Source organism: Brevundimonas sp. Root608, assembly GCF_001427825.1.
In the GTDB taxonomy this organism is placed as follows: Bacteria; Pseudomonadota; Alphaproteobacteria; order Caulobacterales; family Caulobacteraceae; genus Brevundimonas.
In genome coordinates this window covers 62554-79648 of record NZ_LMGT01000010.1, presented here as the reverse complement: position 1 = coordinate 79648, position 17095 = coordinate 62554, and the positions used below count along the sequence as shown (strand labels likewise).

15 protein-coding genes are annotated in these 17095 nt (G+C 70.5%); 9 read left to right on the top strand and 6 right to left on the bottom strand.

Going from position 1 to position 17095, the window contains the following annotated elements:
* Positions 1–211 precede the first annotated feature (211 nt).
* Positions 212–1741, bottom strand: coding sequence for a histidine ammonia-lyase (gene hutH / locus ASD59_RS13340; RefSeq protein WP_055832489.1), 1530 nt, complete (start codon positions 1739–1741; stop codon positions 212–214).
* Between the two features lie 2 nt (positions 1742–1743).
* Positions 1744–3414, bottom strand: a complete 1671-nt coding sequence (hutU, locus tag ASD59_RS13335) for a urocanate hydratase (protein WP_055832487.1) — start codon at positions 3412–3414, stop codon at positions 1744–1746.
* Positions 3415–3439: 25 nt separating this feature from the next.
* On the opposite strand from hutU, the gene ASD59_RS13330 reads away from it, so the two are divergent.
* Both ASD59_RS13330 and hutI read left to right on the top strand, forming a co-directional pair.
* Positions 3440–4333, top strand: a complete 894-nt coding sequence (locus tag ASD59_RS13330) for an agmatinase family protein (RefSeq protein WP_235561829.1) — start codon at positions 3440–3442, stop codon at positions 4331–4333.
* Entirely contained in the window at positions 4333–5544 is a 1212-nt protein-coding gene (gene hutI / locus ASD59_RS13325; protein ID WP_235561830.1) for an imidazolonepropionase, read from the top strand. Before ASD59_RS13330 ends, hutI begins: the two co-directional genes overlap by 1 nt.
* Positions 5545–5700: 156 nt before the next feature.
* Here the strand turns inward: hutI and ASD59_RS13320 are convergent, their stop codons facing one another.
* Positions 5701–6318 (bottom strand): nitroreductase family protein, encoded by a 618-nt coding sequence (locus ASD59_RS13320; protein WP_082560206.1) that lies wholly within the window; start codon positions 6316–6318, stop codon positions 5701–5703.
* Positions 6319–6402: 84 nt separating this feature from the next.
* Here ASD59_RS13320 and ASD59_RS13315 point away from each other — a divergent pair, with 84 nt between their 5' ends.
* The 3 genes from ASD59_RS13315 to ASD59_RS13305 all read left to right on the top strand — a co-directional run bounded on the left by ASD59_RS13315 (position 6403) and on the right by ASD59_RS13305 (position 8173).
* Positions 6403–7053 carry an NUDIX domain-containing protein gene (locus ASD59_RS13315; RefSeq protein ID WP_055832481.1) on the top strand — a complete coding sequence of 217 codons (651 nt, stop codon included), beginning with the start codon at positions 6403–6405 and terminating at the stop codon, positions 7051–7053.
* A 20-nt stretch (positions 7054–7073) separates the two neighbouring features.
* Positions 7074–7895, top strand: a complete 822-nt coding sequence (gene cysE / locus ASD59_RS13310; RefSeq protein WP_055832540.1) for a serine O-acetyltransferase — start codon at positions 7074–7076, stop codon at positions 7893–7895.
* Positions 7896–7960: 65 nt separating this feature from the next.
* Positions 7961–8173 carry a DUF3126 family protein gene (locus ASD59_RS13305; RefSeq protein WP_055832479.1) on the top strand — a complete coding sequence of 71 codons (213 nt, stop codon included), beginning with the start codon at positions 7961–7963 and terminating at the stop codon, positions 8171–8173.
* A gap of 78 nt (positions 8174–8251) precedes the next feature.
* On the opposite strand, the gene ASD59_RS14080 is transcribed toward ASD59_RS13305, so the two are convergent.
* Entirely contained in the window at positions 8252–8818 is a 567-nt protein-coding gene (locus tag ASD59_RS14080) for a hypothetical protein (protein WP_200943612.1), read from the bottom strand.
* A gap of 43 nt (positions 8819–8861) precedes the next feature.
* Here ASD59_RS14080 and ASD59_RS13295 point away from each other — a divergent pair, with 43 nt between their 5' ends.
* The 4 genes from ASD59_RS13295 to ASD59_RS13280 all read left to right on the top strand — a co-directional run bounded on the left by ASD59_RS13295 (position 8862) and on the right by ASD59_RS13280 (position 13312).
* Complete coding sequence (locus tag ASD59_RS13295) at positions 8862–9731, top strand: 50S ribosomal protein L11 methyltransferase (protein ID WP_055832477.1); 870 nt, start codon at positions 8862–8864, stop codon at positions 9729–9731.
* A gap of 54 nt (positions 9732–9785) precedes the next feature.
* A complete protein-coding gene (locus ASD59_RS13290; protein ID WP_055832475.1) occupies positions 9786–10286 on the top strand; it encodes a hypothetical protein in 501 nt (166 codons plus the stop codon).
* A 166-nt stretch (positions 10287–10452) separates the two neighbouring features.
* Entirely contained in the window at positions 10453–12264 is a 1812-nt protein-coding gene (locus ASD59_RS13285) for an aminopeptidase P family protein (protein ID WP_055832472.1), read from the top strand.
* 58 nt (positions 12265–12322) lie between these two features.
* Positions 12323–13312: an aldo/keto reductase gene (locus tag ASD59_RS13280; protein ID WP_055832471.1), complete on the top strand. Its 990-nt coding sequence runs from the start codon at positions 12323–12325 to the stop codon at positions 13310–13312.
* A 7-nt stretch (positions 13313–13319) separates the two neighbouring features.
* On the opposite strand, the gene ASD59_RS13275 is transcribed toward ASD59_RS13280, so the two are convergent.
* Both ASD59_RS13275 and ligA read right to left on the bottom strand, forming a co-directional pair.
* Complete coding sequence (locus ASD59_RS13275) at positions 13320–14543, bottom strand: hypothetical protein (RefSeq protein ID WP_055832468.1); 1224 nt, start codon at positions 14541–14543, stop codon at positions 13320–13322.
* An 84-nt stretch (positions 14544–14627) separates the two neighbouring features.
* The gene (gene ligA / locus ASD59_RS13270) at positions 14628–16964 is read right to left on the bottom strand and encodes an NAD-dependent DNA ligase LigA (RefSeq protein ID WP_055832466.1); all 2337 of its coding nucleotides are present in this window, start codon (positions 16962–16964) and stop codon (positions 14628–14630) included.
* Positions 16965–17095: the final 131 nt, after the last annotated feature.

Here is a 17095-nt window from a genome sequence, read left to right as displayed (position 1 = left end):
GGCGTTACAGCCATAGAGCATGCGGCTGCGCCAGAATTGGTCGCAGGGTCGTCCCGGGACGATCGGTCCCGTTTCCGAAGGGGCGGAAGTAGCGGACTCAAGGGGCGAGAGTAGCGGGTCGGGAGGGGCGAGAGTCTTCATCGCACGCGCCTGCTTTCGTCATCCCCCGGTCTCGCTACGCTCGCCGGCGGATGACGAAAGGAAGGGTGGGCTAGGCCGACGGCAGGAGATCGCCCGCGAACACCCGGTAGCGGCCCGCCCGGACGCCGTCCGTGGCCCGGGCGATGTCCGGCGCGAAATAGTGGTCGGAGCCGTAGGCGGCGGCCGCCTCGCGCACGATCGCCCAGACCTTTTCCAGATCGGGCGACGACGTCAGCGGGCGGTGGAATTCGAGACCCTGGGCGGCGGCCAGCAGTTCGATGCCGACCACGGCCGCGGTGTTCTCGGCCATGTCGAGCAGGCGGCGGGCGCCGTGGGTCGCCATTGAGACGTGGTCCTCCTGGTTGGCCGAGGTCGGGACCGTGTCGATGCTGCACGGATGGGCCACCATCCGGTTCTCGGCCACGAGGGCGGCGGCGGTGACCTGGGCGATCATGAAGCCGGAGTTCAGGCCGCTCTCCTTGACGAGAAAGGCGGGCAGTTCGCTCATCTTGGGATCGACCAGGATCGAGGTCCGGCGTTCCGAGATGTTGCCGATCTCGCACAGGGCCATGGCGATCATGTCGGCGGCGAAGGCGACCGGTTCGGCGTGGAAATTGCCGCCCGAGATGACGTCGCCGTCGTCGATGAAGACCAGCGGGTTGTCGGTGACGGCGTTGGCCTCGCTCTCGAGCGTGGCGGCGGCGTTGCGCAGCACGTCGAGCACGGCGCCCATGACCTGGGGCTGGCAGCGCAGGGAATAGGGATCCTGCACCTTGGCGCAGTCGTGGCGGTGGCTGTCGCGGATGGCCGAACCGGCCATCAGGGCGCGCAAGGCGCCGGCGACGGCGATCTGGCCGGGTTGGCCGCGCAGGGCGTGGATGCGGGCGTCGAACGGGGCGTCCGAGCCCTTGAGCGCGTCGACCGACAGGGCCCCGGCGGCGATCCCCGCGGCGAAGGCGGCCTCGGTCGCGAACAGGCCGGCGAGGGCGAGGGCGGTGGAGCACTGGGTGCCGTTGAGCAGGGCGAGGCCTTCCTTGGGACCGAGCACCAGCGGCTTGAGGCCGACGCGGGCGAGGGCGGCTTCGGCGTCGAGGGTTTCGCCGTCATGGCGGGCCTCGCCGACGCCGATCAGGACGCAGGACATATGGGCCAGGGGCGCGAGGTCGCCCGAGGCGCCGACCGAGCCCTTGGAGGGAATGCAGGGCAGGACGTCGGCGTTGACCAGGGCGATCAGGGCCTCGAGCGTCTCGCGGCGGATGCCCGAGGCGCCCTTCGACAGGCTGGCGATCTTCAGCACCATCAGCAGGCGGACGACGTTGTCCGGCAGCAGGGCGCCGACGCCGCAGGCGTGGCTGAGGACGAGGTTCTTCTGCAGCGTCTCCAGATCTTCCGTGGCGATGGAGGTGTTGGCCAGCAGGCCGAAACCGGTGTTGATGCCGTAGACCGTGCGGCCCTCGGCGAGGATGGCGGCGACGACGGCGGCGCCGCGCTCGACGGCGGTCCAGGCGGCGGGGGCGAGTTCGACGGTGCAGGGGGCGTCGAGGACAGCGCGCAGCTGGGCGAGGGTGAGCGGCGCGGAGCCGATGGTCAGGGTGGTCATGATCAGGCCTTCAGGCTCGGCAGGTTCAGGCCGTGTTCGCGGGCGGCGTCGCGGGCGATCTCATATCCGGCGTCCGCATGGCGCATGACGCCGGTGGCGGGGTCGTTCCAGAGGACGCGTTCGAGGCGTTTCGCGGCCTCGGGGGTGCCGTCGGCGACGATGACCACGCCCGAATGCTGGGAGTAGCCCATGCCCACGCCGCCGCCGTGGTGCAGCGAAACCCAGCTGGCGCCCGAGGCCGTGTTGAGCAGGGCGTTCAGCAGGGGCCAGTCGGACACGGCGTCCGATCCGTCAATCATTGATTCCGTCTCGCGGTTCGGACTGGCGACCGAGCCGGAGTCGAGGTGGTCGCGGCCGATGACGATCGGGCCGCTGAGCTCGCCCGAGGCGACCATATCGTTGAACATCAGCCCCGCGCGGTGGCGGTCGCCCAGGCCGATCCAGCAGATGCGGGCCGGCAAACCCTGGAAGGCGATGCGCTCGCCCGCCATGTCGAGCCAGCGGTGCAGGCCGGCGTTGTCGGGGAACAGTTTTTTCATCGCCGCGTCGGTCTTGCGGATATCGTCCGGATCGCCGGTCAGGGCGGCCCAGCGGAAGGGGCCGACGCCGCGGCAGAACAGGGGGCGGATGTAGGCGGGGACGAAGCCGGGGAAGTCGAAGGCGTTGGTCACGCCCGCGTCGAAGGCGACCTGACGGATGTTGTTGCCGTAGTCGGTGACCGGGATGCCGGCGGCCTGGAAGTCGAGCATGGCCTGGACGTGGACGGCGCAGGACTGGCGCGCCGCGGCCTCGACGGCGGCGGGGTCGGAGACGCGTTTGTCCTCCCATTCGGCCACGGTCCAGCCCTGCGGCAGGTAGCCGTTGACGAGGTCGTGGGCGCTGGTCTGGTCGGTGACCAGATCAGGCCGAACGCCGCGTCGGACCAGTTCAGGCAGAACATCCGCAGCGTTGCCCAACAGGCCGACAGATATGGCTTTTCCATCCGCCCTGGCCGCGTCCAGCAGGGCCAGGGCCTCGTCCAGGGTCTCGGCCATGACGTCGAGGTAGCGGGTCCTGAGCCGCATCTCGATGCGGCTGCGCTGGCATTCGACGGCGAGGCACGACGCCCCCGCCATGGTCGCGGCCAGCGGCTGGGCGCCGCCCATGCCGCCGAGGCCGGCGGTCAGGATCCATTTCCCCGACCAGTCGCCGCCGTAGTGCTGGCGTCCGGCCTCCATGAAGGTCTCGTATGTGCCCTGAACGATGCCCTGGGTCCCGATGTAGATCCACGAGCCGGCCGTCATCTGGCCGTACATCATCAGGCCCTTGCGATCGAGCTCGTTGAAATGCTCCCAGGTCGCCCACTTCGGGACGAGGTTGGAGTTGGCGATCAGCACACGCGGGGCGTCGGCGTGGGTGCGGAAGACGCCGACGGGCTTGCCCGACTGGACCAGCAGGGTCTGGTCGGGCTCGAGATTGCGCAGCTCGGTGACGATGCGGTCGAACGACGGCCAGTCGCGCGCGGCCTTGCCGATGCCGCCGTAGACGACGAGGTCCTCGGGGCGCTCGGCCACCTCGGGATCGAGGTTGTTCATCAGCATGCGCAGGGCGGCCTCTGCGGCCCAGGTCCTGGCGGTCATCTCCAGGCCGCGGGGGCTGCGGATGACGCGGGTGTTCGTCTGTTGAGTCGTCATGGCGGCCTCTCTACGCTGCCACCCCATGACCTTGGAAGACTCAGACGCGCTGGGCTGGCGCAGCGTCGCCGACCTGATCGGCGATCACCCCGACGCCCCCGTCGCCCTGATCGGCGCCGGGCTGAACGAGCGCTCGCTGACGCCGGGGCGGTGCGACCTCGGGCCGAAGGCGTTTCGGGCCGTGCTGCCGCGGTTCTCGACCTATGACGTCGAGACCGGCGCGGAGCTGACGACGCGGGTTCATGACGCCGGCGACGTGGCGCTGAAGGGCGTGTCGCCGGCCGACGCCTTCGCCCCGGTGCGGGATGCGGCGGCGGCGCAGGCGGCGCGGGCGCTGACGGTTCTGGTCGGGGGCAACAACGCCATCACGCGGCCGGGCGTGCACGCGTTGGGGCTCGACCGGGTCGGGGTGCTGACGCTGGACGCCCATTTCGACCTGAGGGACACGGATCAGGGGCTGACCAACGGCAATCCGATCCAGGCGCTGCTGGAGGACGGGCTGGCGGGGGAGCGCATCAGCCAGGTCGGGCTGGCGCCCTTCGCCAACACCAGGCGGGCGCATGAGAAGGCGAAACGGGCCGGGATATCGGTGCGGACGGCGCGGGACTGCCGGGACGAGGGTCTGGCGACCGTCGTGGGGCAGGAACTGTGGCGGCTGTCGCAGCTGTGCGAGGTCATCTACGTCGATTTCGACATCGATGTGATCGATCGCAGCCAGTGGCCGGCGTCGCCGGGCGCGCGGCCGGGCGGGGTGTCGGCGCAGGACTTCCTCGACGCGACGCGGGTCATCGGGGCCCATCCGAACGTCCGGGCGGTCGATCTGACGGAATACGATCCGTCGCTGGAGATCGGCGACCTCGGCTCGCTGACGGCGGGGCGGTGGTTCTGCGAACTGCTGGCGGGGTTCGAGACGCGATGATCCGCGCGGACAGGCTCATCACCGACTGCCGCCTCGCCACCCTGGTCGAGGGCGGCGCGGCCTATGGGGCGATCGAGGACGGGGCGATCCTGATCCGCGACGGGCGCATCGCCTGGGTCGGGGCGCTGGCGGATCTGCCGGAACATACGGCGGAGGAGACGGACCGGCTGGGCGGGCGCTGGGTCACGCCGGGGCTGATCGACTGCCATACCCATCTGGTGTTCGGCGGCGACCGCTCGGGCGAGTTCGAACAGCGGCTCAAAGGCGCGACCTATGAGGAGATCGCGCGGGCCGGAGGCGGCATCGTCTCGACCATGGCGGCGACGCGGGCGGCGTCGGAGGATGAGCTCTACGCCAGCGCCGTGGGGCGGTTGGCGGGGCTGACGGCGACGGGCGTCACCACGGTCGAGATCAAGTCGGGCTACGGGCTGGATCGCGAGACCGAGCTGAAGATGCTGCGCGTGGCGCGGCGGATCGGGCGCGAGGCCGGGGTCAGGGTGCGGACCAGCTATCTGGGCCTGCACGCCGTGCCGCCGGAACACCGGGCGGACCGGGCCGCCTATGTCGACCTGGCCATCGACGACATCCTGCCGGCGGCCGACGCCGAGGGGCTGGTGGATGCGGTCGACGCCTATTGCGAGCCTATCGCCTTCACGGTGGAGGAGACGGCGCGGCTGTTCGACCGGGCGCGGGCGCTGGGGCTGCCGGTCAAGCTGCATGCCGACCAGCTGTCGGACGGCGGCGGGGCGGCTCTGGCGGGGCGGTACGGGGCGCTGTCGGCGGATCATGTGGAGCACACGACCGAGGCGGGGGTGCGGGCCATGGCCGAGGGCGGCGTGGTAGCGGTGCTGTTGCCGGGGGCCTATCTGATGCTGCGCGAGACGACGCCGCCGCCGATCGATCTGTTCCGGGCGCACGGGGTGCGGATGGCGGTGGCGACGGACTGCAATCCGGGCACCTCGCCGGTGGCCTCGATGACGGCGGCGATCACCCTGGCGTGCGTCCAATTCCGGCTGACGCCCGAGGAGGCGCTGGCGGGGGCGACGCGGCAGGCGGCGCGGGCCCTGGGGCTGGGCGAGGAGATCGGGACGCTGGAGGCGGGCAAGGCGGCCGATCTGGCGGTGTGGGACATCGGCCGGCCGGCCGAGCTGGCCTATTGGCTGGGCAAGCCGCTGCTGCACCGGACCTATGTCGCGGGGGCGCGGCGGTAGCGCCGAATCCCTCTATCCTCCGGGCAGGAGAGCGACATGAGCCGACGCCCGGACGCCATTGAATGCCTGCTGATCGGCGCCCTGGTCGCGACGACGGCGCTGCTCGGCCTGGCCACGATCCTGCTGACCACGACCCTGCCGGGCTGAACCCGCCGCTCAGGGCCGCCAGATCGCCTTGTCGGCCAGATCGGGCCGCGGCCGCTCCAGCGGCGCCTGCGCCAGCGTCCCCATGTGAATGAAGCCCGCCACCCTTTCGCCGCCGCCGACGTCGAGGACGTCCAGGGCCTGGGGATCGTAGCTGTACCAGTCGGTGATCCAGCTCGCGGCGTAGCCGAGAGCGTTGGCGGCGTGTTCCAGGTTCATGCAGACGGCGCCGGCCGACATCTGCTGTTCCCACTCCGGAACCTTGACGTTCGGGATCGGGGCGGACACGACCATGAGGGTGACCGGCGCCGCGGTCAGCTTGGCCAGGGCGGCGCGGGCCTGATCGGGCTGGGGCTGGAAGGCGGCCAGGGGCGTGAGCGCCTCGGCGAGGGACGCGCGGGTCTGGCGGCCGAGGACGACGAACCGCCACGGAAACAGCTTGCCGTGATCCGGGGTGCGGGCGCCGAGGGTCAGGATTTCCCTGATTTCGTCGGCGGACGGGCCGGGCTCGGTCAGGGCCTGGGCCGGGGCGGATCGCCGCGTCGCCAACCTGAGGCGCATCTCGTCCGAGGCCTTGGCGGGGGGGAGGGGATCGCCGAGGGCGAAACGCGGCAGGTCAGGGCGGGTCATGCGGATCACATGGCGTCGGCCGCGCGCGACGTCAAACGGCCGGGCGCCGTTGCGGGATCGGCGCACCCTCGCCATACGCACGCCATGACCGATTCCCGCACCGCCTTCGACGACGACCGCCCGCTGCCCGCCTGGGACGACGGAAGCGACCGGCCGCCGCCGTGGATCGACCATGGCTCCAGGGCCCTGTTCGAAAGCCCGTGGTTGCGATTGATGCAGCACGACGCGACCGCGCCGACCGGGCTGAAGGCGGACTATGCCGTCATGCGGCCGCGCAATCTGTCGGTCGGGGTGTTGCCGGTGCACGACGACGGCACGGTGACCCTGGTCGGGCAGCAGCGCTTCGCCCTGATGAACTGGTCGTGGGAAATGCCGGAGGGCGGCGCCCCGTTCGACGAGGACCCGATCGAGGGGGCCCGGCGCGAACTGATGGAGGAGGCCGGGCTGGAGGCGGCGCGCTGGATTCCCGCCTACAAGGCCGAGATGAGCAATTCGGTCACCGACGAACGCGCCATGGCGTGGATCGCCTGGCAGCTGACGCCGGTGCCGGTCGCGCCCGATCCGACCGAGATCATCCGCGTCGTCCGCGTGCCGTTCGGCGACCTGTTGCGCGAGATCGGCACAGGCGCGATCCGGGACATGTTCACCCTGGCGACGGCGCTCAGGGCCTACCATATGGCGCGGGAAGGCGAACTGCCGCCCGAACTGGCGAAGGCCATGCTGGCGAGCGTATGATGTCCGCCATGGAGACTCCGATGCCCAAGCTGGAAGTCGTGGCCGCACGCAGCGAACCCTGGGCGCTTCTGCGCGCCGCGGCCGAGGAAACGGTGCGCGCCGAGCCGCATCTGGCGTCGCAGCTGAACGCCGTGATCCTGTCGCACAGCGACCTCGCCTCGGCCTTGAGCTTCCAGATCGCGCGCAAGCTGGGCGACAGCGAACTGGGGCCCATGTCGGTGCGAGAAATCTGCCGCGACGCCTTCGAGGCGGACGCCGGGATCGTGGCTTCGGCGGAAGCCGATCTGCAGGCGGTGGCCGAGCGCGATCCGGCGATCAAGACGCTGTTGCAGCCGTTCCTCTACTTCAAGGGCTTCCAGGCGCTGCAGGCGCACCGGGTGGCGCACTGGCTGTGGGGGCAGGGCCGCGAGGCGCTGGCCTTCCACTTCCAGAGCCGGATTTCCGAACTGTTCCAGGTCGACATCCACCCGGCGGCGCGGATGGGCTCGGGCCTGTTCCTCGACCACGGCACCGGCATCGTCATCGGCGAGACGGCCGTGGTCGGCGACGAGGTGTCGATGCTGCACGCCGTGACCCTGGGCGGCACCGGCGCCGAGCGCGGCGACCGCCATCCGAAAATCGGCAAGGGCGTGCTGCTGGGAGCGGGCGCCAAGGTGCTGGGCAACATCACCGTCGGCGACTACGCCAAGGTCGCCTCGGGCTCGGTGGTGCTGAAGGACGTGCCGGCCGGATGCACGGTGGCGGGCGTGCCGGCGCGGCTGGTCAACTGCCCCACCGGGGCGACGCCGGCGCGGACCATGGACCATACCCTGGCCGACATCGTCTACGACTTCGTCATCTGAGGGTTTCCCTGCGGGGCGGGTTTCTCTAGGGTCCGCGGCTTCAAGAGTGATCCCCGAGGCCGACCATGAACACCGCCGACATGAAGCGCGTCGAGACGCACCTGAAGCGCACCTTCAACACGGGCGGGATCATCCTGAAGCCCCGCGGCAAGCCCAATGACTCCTGCGAGGTCTATGTCGGCGACGAGTTCATCGGCGTCGTCTTCGAGGACGAGGACGAGGCCGGCAGCTTCATGTTCGAGATGGCGATCCTGGCGGAAGACCTGCCGCAGGACTGAGTTTTTCCGACGCGCGACGCGCACGAAAAAGCGCCGGTGGATCGCTCCACCGGCGCTTCGTCGTTCAGGCGACGGCGGCTACTTCTTGCCGAAGATCGCGTCGAGCAGGCCGGACAGGAAGCCCTTGCTCTCGGGGGGCCTGGCGGCCGGCTTCGGAGCGGCGGCCGGAGCGGCGGCGGCAGGCTTCGGAGCAGGCGCAGCAGCAGCGGGTTTCGGAGCCGCAGCCGGGGCGACCGCCGGTTTCGCGGCGACGGGCTTCGGCGCAGCAGCCGATTTGGCGGCGGGCTTGGGCGCGGGCTTCACGGCCGGCCGGGCGGCGGCCTTCTTCACCGCAGGCTTCTTCGCGGCGGCAGGCTTCTTCACGGCAGCGGGTTTGGGCGCGGCGGCCTTGGCCGGAGCGACGGTTTTGGTCGCCGGTTTGGCGGCGGCTTTCGGCGCGGTCTTCTTCACGGCCGGTTTGACGGCGGCCTTGGCGGCGGGTTTCGCGGCGGCTTTCGGCGCGGCGCTCGACTTTGTCGCCGGTTTCGGCTTGGAAGCGGCAGCAGCTGCCTTCGGTTTGGCGGCCGTGCTCGACTTGGATGGTGCTTTAGCCATGAATTCCCCGACCCCTCGGTTCAGTTGGTTGATGCTGGCGGCGGAGCGCACGCCAGCGCGCGCCTCGAGTCGATATGATAGCGGTGTTTGAGAAATGTCCGAGTCCGCAGTTCAAATAATCGCACGCGGTCCCCGCGCGATCGCCGAAGCCGCCGCCGCATCGCTGGATTCCGATCCGCTGCTGGAAGGCGCGACCTATTCGATTCTCGAGGAAGACGAGGACAAGGGCATCTGGCGCATCGACGCCTTTCCCAATGACGCCGACGACGCGCGGGGCATCGAGGCGCGGCTGAAGGCGCAGGACGGCCTGACCGTCGTGGTCGAGAAACTGGCCGACGCCGACTGGCTGGCCATGTCGCTGTCGGGCCTGCCGCCGGTGCGGGCCGGACGTTTCTTCGTCTACGGCGCCCACGATCAGGGCATCGTTCCGAAGAACACGGTGAACCTGAAGATCGACGCCGGCGCCGCCTTCGGCACCGGGCATCATGGCACCACGGTCGGCTGTCTGATGGCCTTCGACGAACTGCTGAAGAAGGAGCGGTTCGACCGGGTGCTGGACGTCGGCTGCGGCACGGGCGTGCTGGCCATCGCGGCGGCGAAGACCGGGTCGAAGGTCGCGGTCGGCACCGACATCGACCAGCCCTCGGTGCGCATCGCCAATGAGAATGCGAAATTGAATCAGGCCAACGCCCGCTTCGTCCACGCCTTCGGCCTGAACGACCGCAAGGTGCGCGGGCAGGGGCCCTATGACCTGGTCTTCGCAAACATCCTGGCCCCGCCGCTGGTTTCGCTGTCGCAGGAGATCAAGGAGGCGCTGAGCCTCGGCGGGGTGGCCATCCTGTCGGGCCTGCTGCGGACGCAGGAGCGGCGGGTGTCGGCGGCCTATCTGTCGCGTGGTTTCATCCTCGAACGACGCATCCATCGCGACGCCTGGAGCGCCCTGGTTCTGAGACGAGTGGGTTAACGGCGGAACGGAGGCGAAGCGCAGCCGTTCCGGCAGTTCATTGGAGGACTGCCCGTGACTCACTACGACCCGAACGATCCGAACCGCGTACCGCCCGTCGAAACGGTCTACACCGAGACGGTGACCACGGCCGCCCCGCTGCACACCGAAACCGTCGAGACCACGGTGGTCCGTGAGTCCAACAACACCGGCTGGTGGATCGCCGGCATCCTCGGCGGCCTCGTCATCCTCGCCGTGCTGTGGATTCTGTTCTCGCGGGGCGCGCAGCCGCAGACCGACGAGGCCCTGCTGCAGGCCCAGGCCGATGCCGCCGCCGCCCAGGCCCAGGCCGACTCGGCCCTGATCCAGGGCCAGGTCGCCGGCGCCCAGGCCAGCGTCGACATCGCCCGCGCCGACGCCGCCCGCTCGCAGGCCGAAGCCATCCGCGCCGCCAGTGAAGCCCGCGCCGCCGAGGCGCGCTCGTCCTCGCCGGTGATCATCGAGCGTCAGGTTCCGGCTCCGGCGCCGGCCAACGGCGGCGTCGCCGTGGTCACGCCGACCGCGCCGCAGAACTAGCCTTCCGCTTCTCCCTCCCCTTGTGGGGAGGGACGTCGGAGCGTAGCGCCGACAGGGTGGGGTACGTCACAACAGCGCACGACCGTGCGGCCGTTCCCCACCCGTCCGTCGCTTTCAGCGACCGCCACCCTCCCCAGAAGGGGAGGGAGAATGCTATGCGCATCCCATGCGCCAGTCCTTCGATGAAACCACCGATCCGTCCTTCGGGGCGAAGCATCTTCCCCGCGTCCGCGCCAAGATGGCCGAACAGGGCCTCGACGGCCTGCTGGTCCCGCATGAGGACGAGCACCAGAACGAATATCTGCCGGCCGCCAACGACCGCCTGGCCTGGCTGACCGGCTTCACCGGCTCGGCCGGCGCGGGCGTGGTCATGAAGGACCGGGCCGCCGTCTTCGCCGACGGGCGCTATACGGTTCAGGTGCGGGCCCAGGTGGATGCGGCCCAGTTCGAAATCCTCGATCTCGATGGCGGCGGCGTGGCCAGCTACCTCGAACGCGCGCCGAAGGGCTCTGTGATCGGCTACGATCCGCGGCTGCACAGTCCGGACGCGCTGGCGCGGCTGAAGCGGGCGGCGGCGAAGGCCGGGGCCGAACTGAAACCCGTCGACCCCAATCCGCTGGATCTGGCCTGGGCCGACGAGCGTCCGGGCCAGCCGAGCGCGCCCGTCGTGCCGCACGAGGATCGCTATTCCGGCGAGAGCAGCGCCTCCAAGCGCGCCCGCATCGGCGAGGCGGTGGCGAAGGCCGGAGCCGACGCCGCCGTGCTGACGGCGCCGGCGTCTCTGGCCTGGCTGTTCAACATCCGCGGCGGCGACGTGATCCGCACGCCCCTGCCGCTGGGACAGGCGGTGGTGAGGGCTGACGGGACGGCGTCGCTGTTTCTCGATCCGCGCAAGGTGACCAATGAACTGCCCGGCTGGCTGGGCGACGCGGTCATGCTGGAGGCGCCCGAGGCGCTGGAGGGTGCGCTGGACGCCTTGTCGGGCCGCAAGGTGCTGGTCGATCCGGGCCAGTCGCCGGCCTGGTATTTCGACCGGCTGGCGGCGGCGGGCGCCACCGTGGTGCGCGGCATGGACCCCTGCACCCTGCCGCGCGCGACCAAGAATCCGGTGGAGATCGAGGGGACGCGCCAGGCCCATATCCGCGACGGCGCGGCCCTGACCCGCTTCCTGCACTGGATCGATACGGTGGGGCAGGAGACCCTGCCCGACGAGCGCCAGGTGGCCGAGGCGCTGGAGGGATTCCGCGAGGCGACGGGCGCCCTGAAGGACCTGTCGTTCGACACCATCGCCGGGGCCGGGCCCAACGGCGCCCTGCCGCACTACAAGCCCGTGACCCGCACCCTGCGCCGGATGGAGAAGGGCAGTCTGCTGCTGGTGGACGGCGGCGGCCAGTATCTGGACGGCACCACGGACGTGACGCGCACGGTGGCCGTGGGCGAGCCGACCGACGACCAGCGGCGGATGTTCACCCTGGTGCTCAAGGGCCATATCGCCATGGCCGTGGTGCGCTTCCCCGCCGGGACGACGGGGCACCAGCTGGACGCCCTGGCGCGCCTTCCGATGTGGATGCAGGGCTTTGACTACGACCACGGCACCGGCCACGGGGTCGGCTCGTATCTGGGCGTCCACGAGGGGCCGCAGCGGATCGCCAAGGCGGTCAACACCCAGCCGCTGCTGACCGGCATGATCCTGTCCAACGAGCCCGGCTATTACCGCGAGGGTCACTGGGGCATCCGCATCGAGACGCTGCAGGTGGTCACGCCGCCGGAACCGATCGCCGGCGGCGAACGGCCGATGCACGGGTTCGAACAGCTCACCCTCGCGCCGCTGGACCGCAAGCTGATCGACGTCGCCCTGCTGACGCCGGACGAGCGCGCCTATGTCGACGCCTATCACGCGGAGGTGCTGACGAAGGTCGGGCCGTTGCTCGACGGGGCGGCGCTGGACTGGCTGAAGGCGCAGGCCGCGCCGCTCTGACCTTGCGAAACGACGGCGGGGCGCCGACCTGAGGCGCTGCACATCGAAGGAGCGCCCCATGAAAACCCGTCGCCTCGGCAAGGCCGGTCCCGAAGTTTCGGCCATCGGCCTGGGCTGCATGGGCATGGCCGCCTTCTACGGCCAGCCGTCCGACGAGGGGCAGGCGACGGCGGTGATCCACCGCGCGCTCGAGCTCGGCGTGACCTTCCTCGACACGGCCGAGATGTACGGCCCGCACACCAACGAGATCCAGGTCGGCAAGGCGCTGGCGGACCGGCGCGACCGCGCCTTCGTCGCCACCAAATTCGGCATCGGCTACAACGCCGAACGCACGGCCCTGACGGTCGACGGATCGCCCCGGAACGTGCGGCGTGCCATCGAGGGCAGCCTCAAGCGGCTGGGGATGGACCATGTCGACCTCTACTATCTGCACCGCGTCGACCCGACCGTACCGATCGAGGAGACGGTCGGGGCGATGGGCGAACTGGTGACCGAAGGGAAGGTGCGTTTCCTCGGCCTGTCGGAGGCCTCGCCCGAGACGCTGCGGCGGGGGCATGCGGAGCATCCGATCACCGCCCTGCAGACCGAATATTCGCTGTGGAGCCGCGAGCCCGAGGACGAACTGCTGGCGACCTGCGAGGAACTGGGCATCGGCTTCGTGCCCTACAGTCCGCTGGGCCGGGGCTTCCTGTCGGGTGAGATCAAGTCGGTCGATGACCTGGCCGAGGACGATTTCCGCCGCTCGAACCCCCGCTTCCAGGGCGAGAATTTCCAGAAGAACATCGACCTGGTGAAGGCCGTGGCGGCGATCGCGGCGGACAGGGGCGTGACGGCGGCGCAGCTGGCCCTGGCCTGGGTGCTGGCGCAGGGGGAGCATCTGGTCCCGATCCCCGGCACCCGGCGCATCCGGACTCTGGAAGAGAATGCGGCGGCGGGCGACCTTGTGCTGACCGCGGACGATCTGGCCCGGATCGAGGCGGTCTTCCCCAAGGGCGCGGCCTCGGGCCACCGTTACGCCGAGGCGGCGCGGGCGGCGCTGAACCGCTGATCGAGGCTCACCCGGTCCCGGCGCGACCCGCGCCGAGACTGGCGTGGGACGCGCCCGCCAGACCGGCCAACGCCAGATATTCGGGTCCCGCCAGGCCGTGGATGATCACCGACCGCGTGACGCTTTTGGCATTGGCCACGGCCCGGCCGGCCCAGGTCAGGAATTCCTGCTGGTCCAGCGGGTGGGCGCCGCTCTCGAAGGCGACCCCCTGGAGGCGCACGCCGCGCAGATCTTCCGGCGTGCGCCCCGGGGCGGCGCGCAGCTTGCCGACAACGATCAGGCAGAACGGCTTGATCAGCACCGCGGCGGCGGCGAGGGCGCTTCCCGGCACGCCCTCGATGTCGCAGATTTCGCAGACGAGGCCCTTCTCGACGCCCGCTGTGGCTTCCTGGAAGCGGGCGATCAGGGGGGCCCGCCCGCGCTGGCTGGCCAGGGTCGTGTAGGAGACGGGCAGAAAGAGGGTGGGTTGTTTGGCGTTGCCTTGCTCCGAGCGCAGGCGGCTGACGCCCCGGGCGATGGTGGCGAGATCGACCCGTTCGACATCGGCCGTGGTCAGGTTTCGAAGCTCCTGGACGCCCAGTTCTGCCCCGTCGGGAACGGACAGGACGCGCCGCGCGATGCGGAAGCCGATCTGGGTGACGCCCTTCAGTTCGAAGACGGGTTCCAGCGTGCACGAGACCCGCAGGGTCCGCCCGTCCGCGGCGACAAAGGGGTTCCAGGCGTCCGGCGGGGCCGCGGGCTCGAGCGGGGCGACACGGGGTTCGGTGCGGGCCGCCTCGAGGGCGTAGGCGGCGTCGATCTCGACCGCGAAAATCCGGCCGCCGCTGAGGCTGGTCACCTCCAGCACGTCCAGAGCCTCGGGGGCGGCGCCGCCCAGAAAATGCGCCAGCAGGTCGCGCAGATAGAGCATGCACGAGGCCTGGCCGCCGAACTTGCCCAGCTCCGGCTGGACCACGAGATAGTCGGTCGGCGAGACGCGCTGGAAGAAGCCTCCGCTTTCGAGGTGCTTGGCCAGGGACCGTTCGACGTGCTGATAGATCTGCTCGCGCCGACCCTCCCAACGGTCGCCGAGGCGGTCGGCGATCGCGTCCAACCCGATCAGATTGATCCGGCCCTCGTCGAGCATGCCCGACGCATGGAAGCGTTCGAGCAGGGACCCGAGGTCCTCGCTCGAAAAGCGCTCGACCGGCGGACGGACGTCCGGAGCAGGGTCGAGAGGAGCGTTTGCCATGACTCCGGTGAACGCCTTTGGGTTGACTATCGATCCGGCCGTCGCGCCGGAACACGTTTTTGTTGCATTCCCGTAGCCCGTCCGTCAGCCGATCAGGGCCAGCCATTCGTCCTCGGTCAGCACCGTGACGCCGTGCTTCAGCGCGTCGGCCATCTTGGAGCCGGCGCCGGGGCCGGCGACGAGGTAGTCGGTCTTCTTCGACACCGAGCCCGAGACCTTGGCCCCGAGGGATTCGGCGCGGGCCTTGGCCTCGTCGCGGGTGAAACGTTCGAGGGCGCCGGTGAAGACCACGGTCTTGCCGGCGACGGGGGTGTCGGATTTCGGCTTCTCCGCATCCTCGATCCGCGTCATCTCGGCCACGAGGGCGTCGACCATGGCGCGGTTGTGGGGCTCGCGGAAGAACAGGGCCAGGGCGCGGGCCGCGACCGGACCGACGCCCGAAACGCCCGCGATCTGGCCGAGGCCTTCAGACGGGCCTTCGTCGCGGGCCACGGCGGCCAGCCGCACCAGATCGGCCCAATCGTCGGCGAGGGTCGCGAGGCCGCGCCGGGCGGGGGCGGCGAGGCCGGGGAAGGCGAGGGCGATCTTCTGGTCGATCGGCGCCTCGGGCCAGGGATCGGCGGCGGGCGGCGCGGCCTCGGCCAGCGCAGCGACGACGCGCGGCGAGACGGCGTGGGCCTCGTTCAGACGGACCCAGTCCTCGCTGGGGATGCCCTCGGCGGCGGCGAGGCAGGCGGCCTCGAAGGCGGGCCAGGTCTCGAAGGCGCGGGCCAGGACGATGGAGGTCTGTTCGCCGATGTCGCGCACGCCGAGGCCATAGATGAAGCGGTCCAGGGCGATGGTGCGGCGCGCGTCGATGCCGGCGACGAGGTTGCGCACGCTGGTCTCGCCATAGCCGTCCTCGGCGCGCAGGGCGTCCAGCTTTTCGGCGTCGCGGGCGAGGCGGAAGATGTCGGCGGGCTGGTTGATCCAGCCGCGCTCGTGGAAGGCGATGATCTGCTTTTCTCCAAGACCTTCAATGTCGAAGGCGCGGCGGCTGCAGAAATGCTTGAGGTGTTCGATGCGCTGGAAGGGGCAGGCCAGTTCGCCGGTGCAGCGGCGGACGACGCTCTCGACGCCCGAGGCGTTGGTCTCCTTCACCAGCGCCGTCTTCAGCGGGCAGATGCAGATGTGGGGAAAGACCCACGGCTCGCCCCGGCCCGGCCGGTCGGGATCGACCACGCCGAGGATCTGGGGAATGACGTCGCCCGCCCGCTGCAGGGTGACGGTGTCGCCGAGGCGGACGTCCAGCCGGGCGATCTCGTCGGCGTTGTGCAGGGTGGCGTTGCGGACGACCACGCCGCCGACGGTGACCGGATGCAGCCGCGCCACCGGGGTGTGCGAGCCGGTCCTGCCGACCTGGATGTCGATGCCTTCCAGCACGGTGGTCGCCTGCTGGGCCGGGAATTTGTGGGCGATGGCCCAGCGCGGGGTGCGGGCCACGAAGCCGAGCCGGGCCTGCCAGTCCAGCCGGTCGACCTTGTAGACCACGCCGTCGATGTCATAGCCGAGGGTCGCCCGATCGCGTTGCAGCCCGTCGTACAGCGCCAGCAGGCCCGTCTCGTCCTCGACCCGGCGCGAGCGGTCGTTGACCTGGAATCCCCAGCCCGTCAGCGCCTCCAGGGCGCCCGCCTGGGTCGCCGCCAACGGCGCCGAGACCTCGCCCCAGGCGTAGGCGAAGAAGCGCAGCGGCCGTTTGGCGGTGATCGCCGGATCCTTCTGGCGCAGCGAACCGGCGGCGAAATTGCGCGGGTTGGCGTAGGTGCGCGCGCCCTCCGCCTCTGCGGCGGCGTTGAAGGCGTCGAACCCGTCGTTGGAGGCATAGACCTCGCCCCGGACCTCGATGATCTCGGGCCAGCCCTCGCCGGCCAGGGTCTGCGGGATGTCGGCGATGGTGCGCAGATTGGCGGTGACGTCCTCGCCCGTGCGCCCGTCGCCGCGCGTGGCCCCCGTGACCAGCACGCCGTTCTCGTAGCGGAGGTTGGCGGAGAGGCCGTCGATCTTGGGCTCGGCGACGAATGCCACCGGTTCGTCCGCCGGCAGTTTGAGGAAGCGGCGGATGCGGGCGACGAAGTCGGTCACCTCCTCCGGGGAGAAGGCATTGTCCAGCGACAGCATGGGCACGCCGTGGCGGACCGGCGCGAACTGGCTCGAGGCGGCCGCCCCGACCACCTGCGAGGGCGAGGCCGGCCCGGTCAGGTCGGGGAACCGGTCCTCGATCTCCAGCGCCCGGCGCTTGAGCGCGTCGTACTCGGCGTCTGAAATCTCGGGCGCGTCCTGGCGGTGATAGAGGGCGTCGTGGCGGGCCAGTTCGGCGGCCAGCCGGTCGAGTTCCTCGCGGGCGGCGGACTCGGTCAGCTGATCGACGGGAGTTTCGGACATACGCGGCTCGCCAGAAGGATTCTTGTGTCGTTCTAGCATCGCCGGCGCGGCTTTCGAGGCCCTGACGGTGCATCGACGGGTATGACAGGGAGTTAATCTGACACCCGCGCCGCCGACCGCTAGCGTCGCCC

Excerpts from the sequence above, each read along its gene's own strand:
- hutH (WP_055832489.1), bottom strand. The coding sequence starts at position 1,741 with ATGACCACCCTGACCATCGGCTCCGCGCCGCTCACCCTCGCCCAGCTG.
- hutU (WP_055832487.1), bottom strand. The coding sequence starts at position 3,414 with ATGACGACTCAACAGACGAACACCCGCGTCATCCGCAGCCCCCGCGGC.
- ASD59_RS13330 (WP_235561829.1), top strand. The coding sequence starts at position 3,440 with ATGACCTTGGAAGACTCAGACGCGCTGGGCTGGCGCAGCGTCGCCGAC.
- ASD59_RS13320 (WP_082560206.1), bottom strand. The coding sequence starts at position 6,318 with ATGACCCGCCCTGACCTGCCGCGTTTCGCCCTCGGCGATCCCCTCCCC.
- ASD59_RS13315 (WP_055832481.1), top strand. The coding sequence starts at position 6,403 with ATGACCGATTCCCGCACCGCCTTCGACGACGACCGCCCGCTGCCCGCC.
- cysE (WP_055832540.1), top strand. The coding sequence starts at position 7,074 with ATGCCCAAGCTGGAAGTCGTGGCCGCACGCAGCGAACCCTGGGCGCTT.
- ASD59_RS13305 (WP_055832479.1), top strand. The coding sequence starts at position 7,961 with ATGAACACCGCCGACATGAAGCGCGTCGAGACGCACCTGAAGCGCACC.
- ASD59_RS13295 (WP_055832477.1), top strand. The coding sequence starts at position 8,862 with ATGTCCGAGTCCGCAGTTCAAATAATCGCACGCGGTCCCCGCGCGATC.
- ASD59_RS13285 (WP_055832472.1), top strand. The coding sequence starts at position 10,453 with ATGCGCCAGTCCTTCGATGAAACCACCGATCCGTCCTTCGGGGCGAAG.
- ASD59_RS13280 (WP_055832471.1), top strand. The coding sequence starts at position 12,323 with ATGAAAACCCGTCGCCTCGGCAAGGCCGGTCCCGAAGTTTCGGCCATC.
- ASD59_RS13275 (WP_055832468.1), bottom strand. The coding sequence starts at position 14,543 with ATGGCAAACGCTCCTCTCGACCCTGCTCCGGACGTCCGTCCGCCGGTC.
- ligA (WP_055832466.1), bottom strand. The coding sequence starts at position 16,964 with ATGTCCGAAACTCCCGTCGATCAGCTGACCGAGTCCGCCGCCCGCGAG.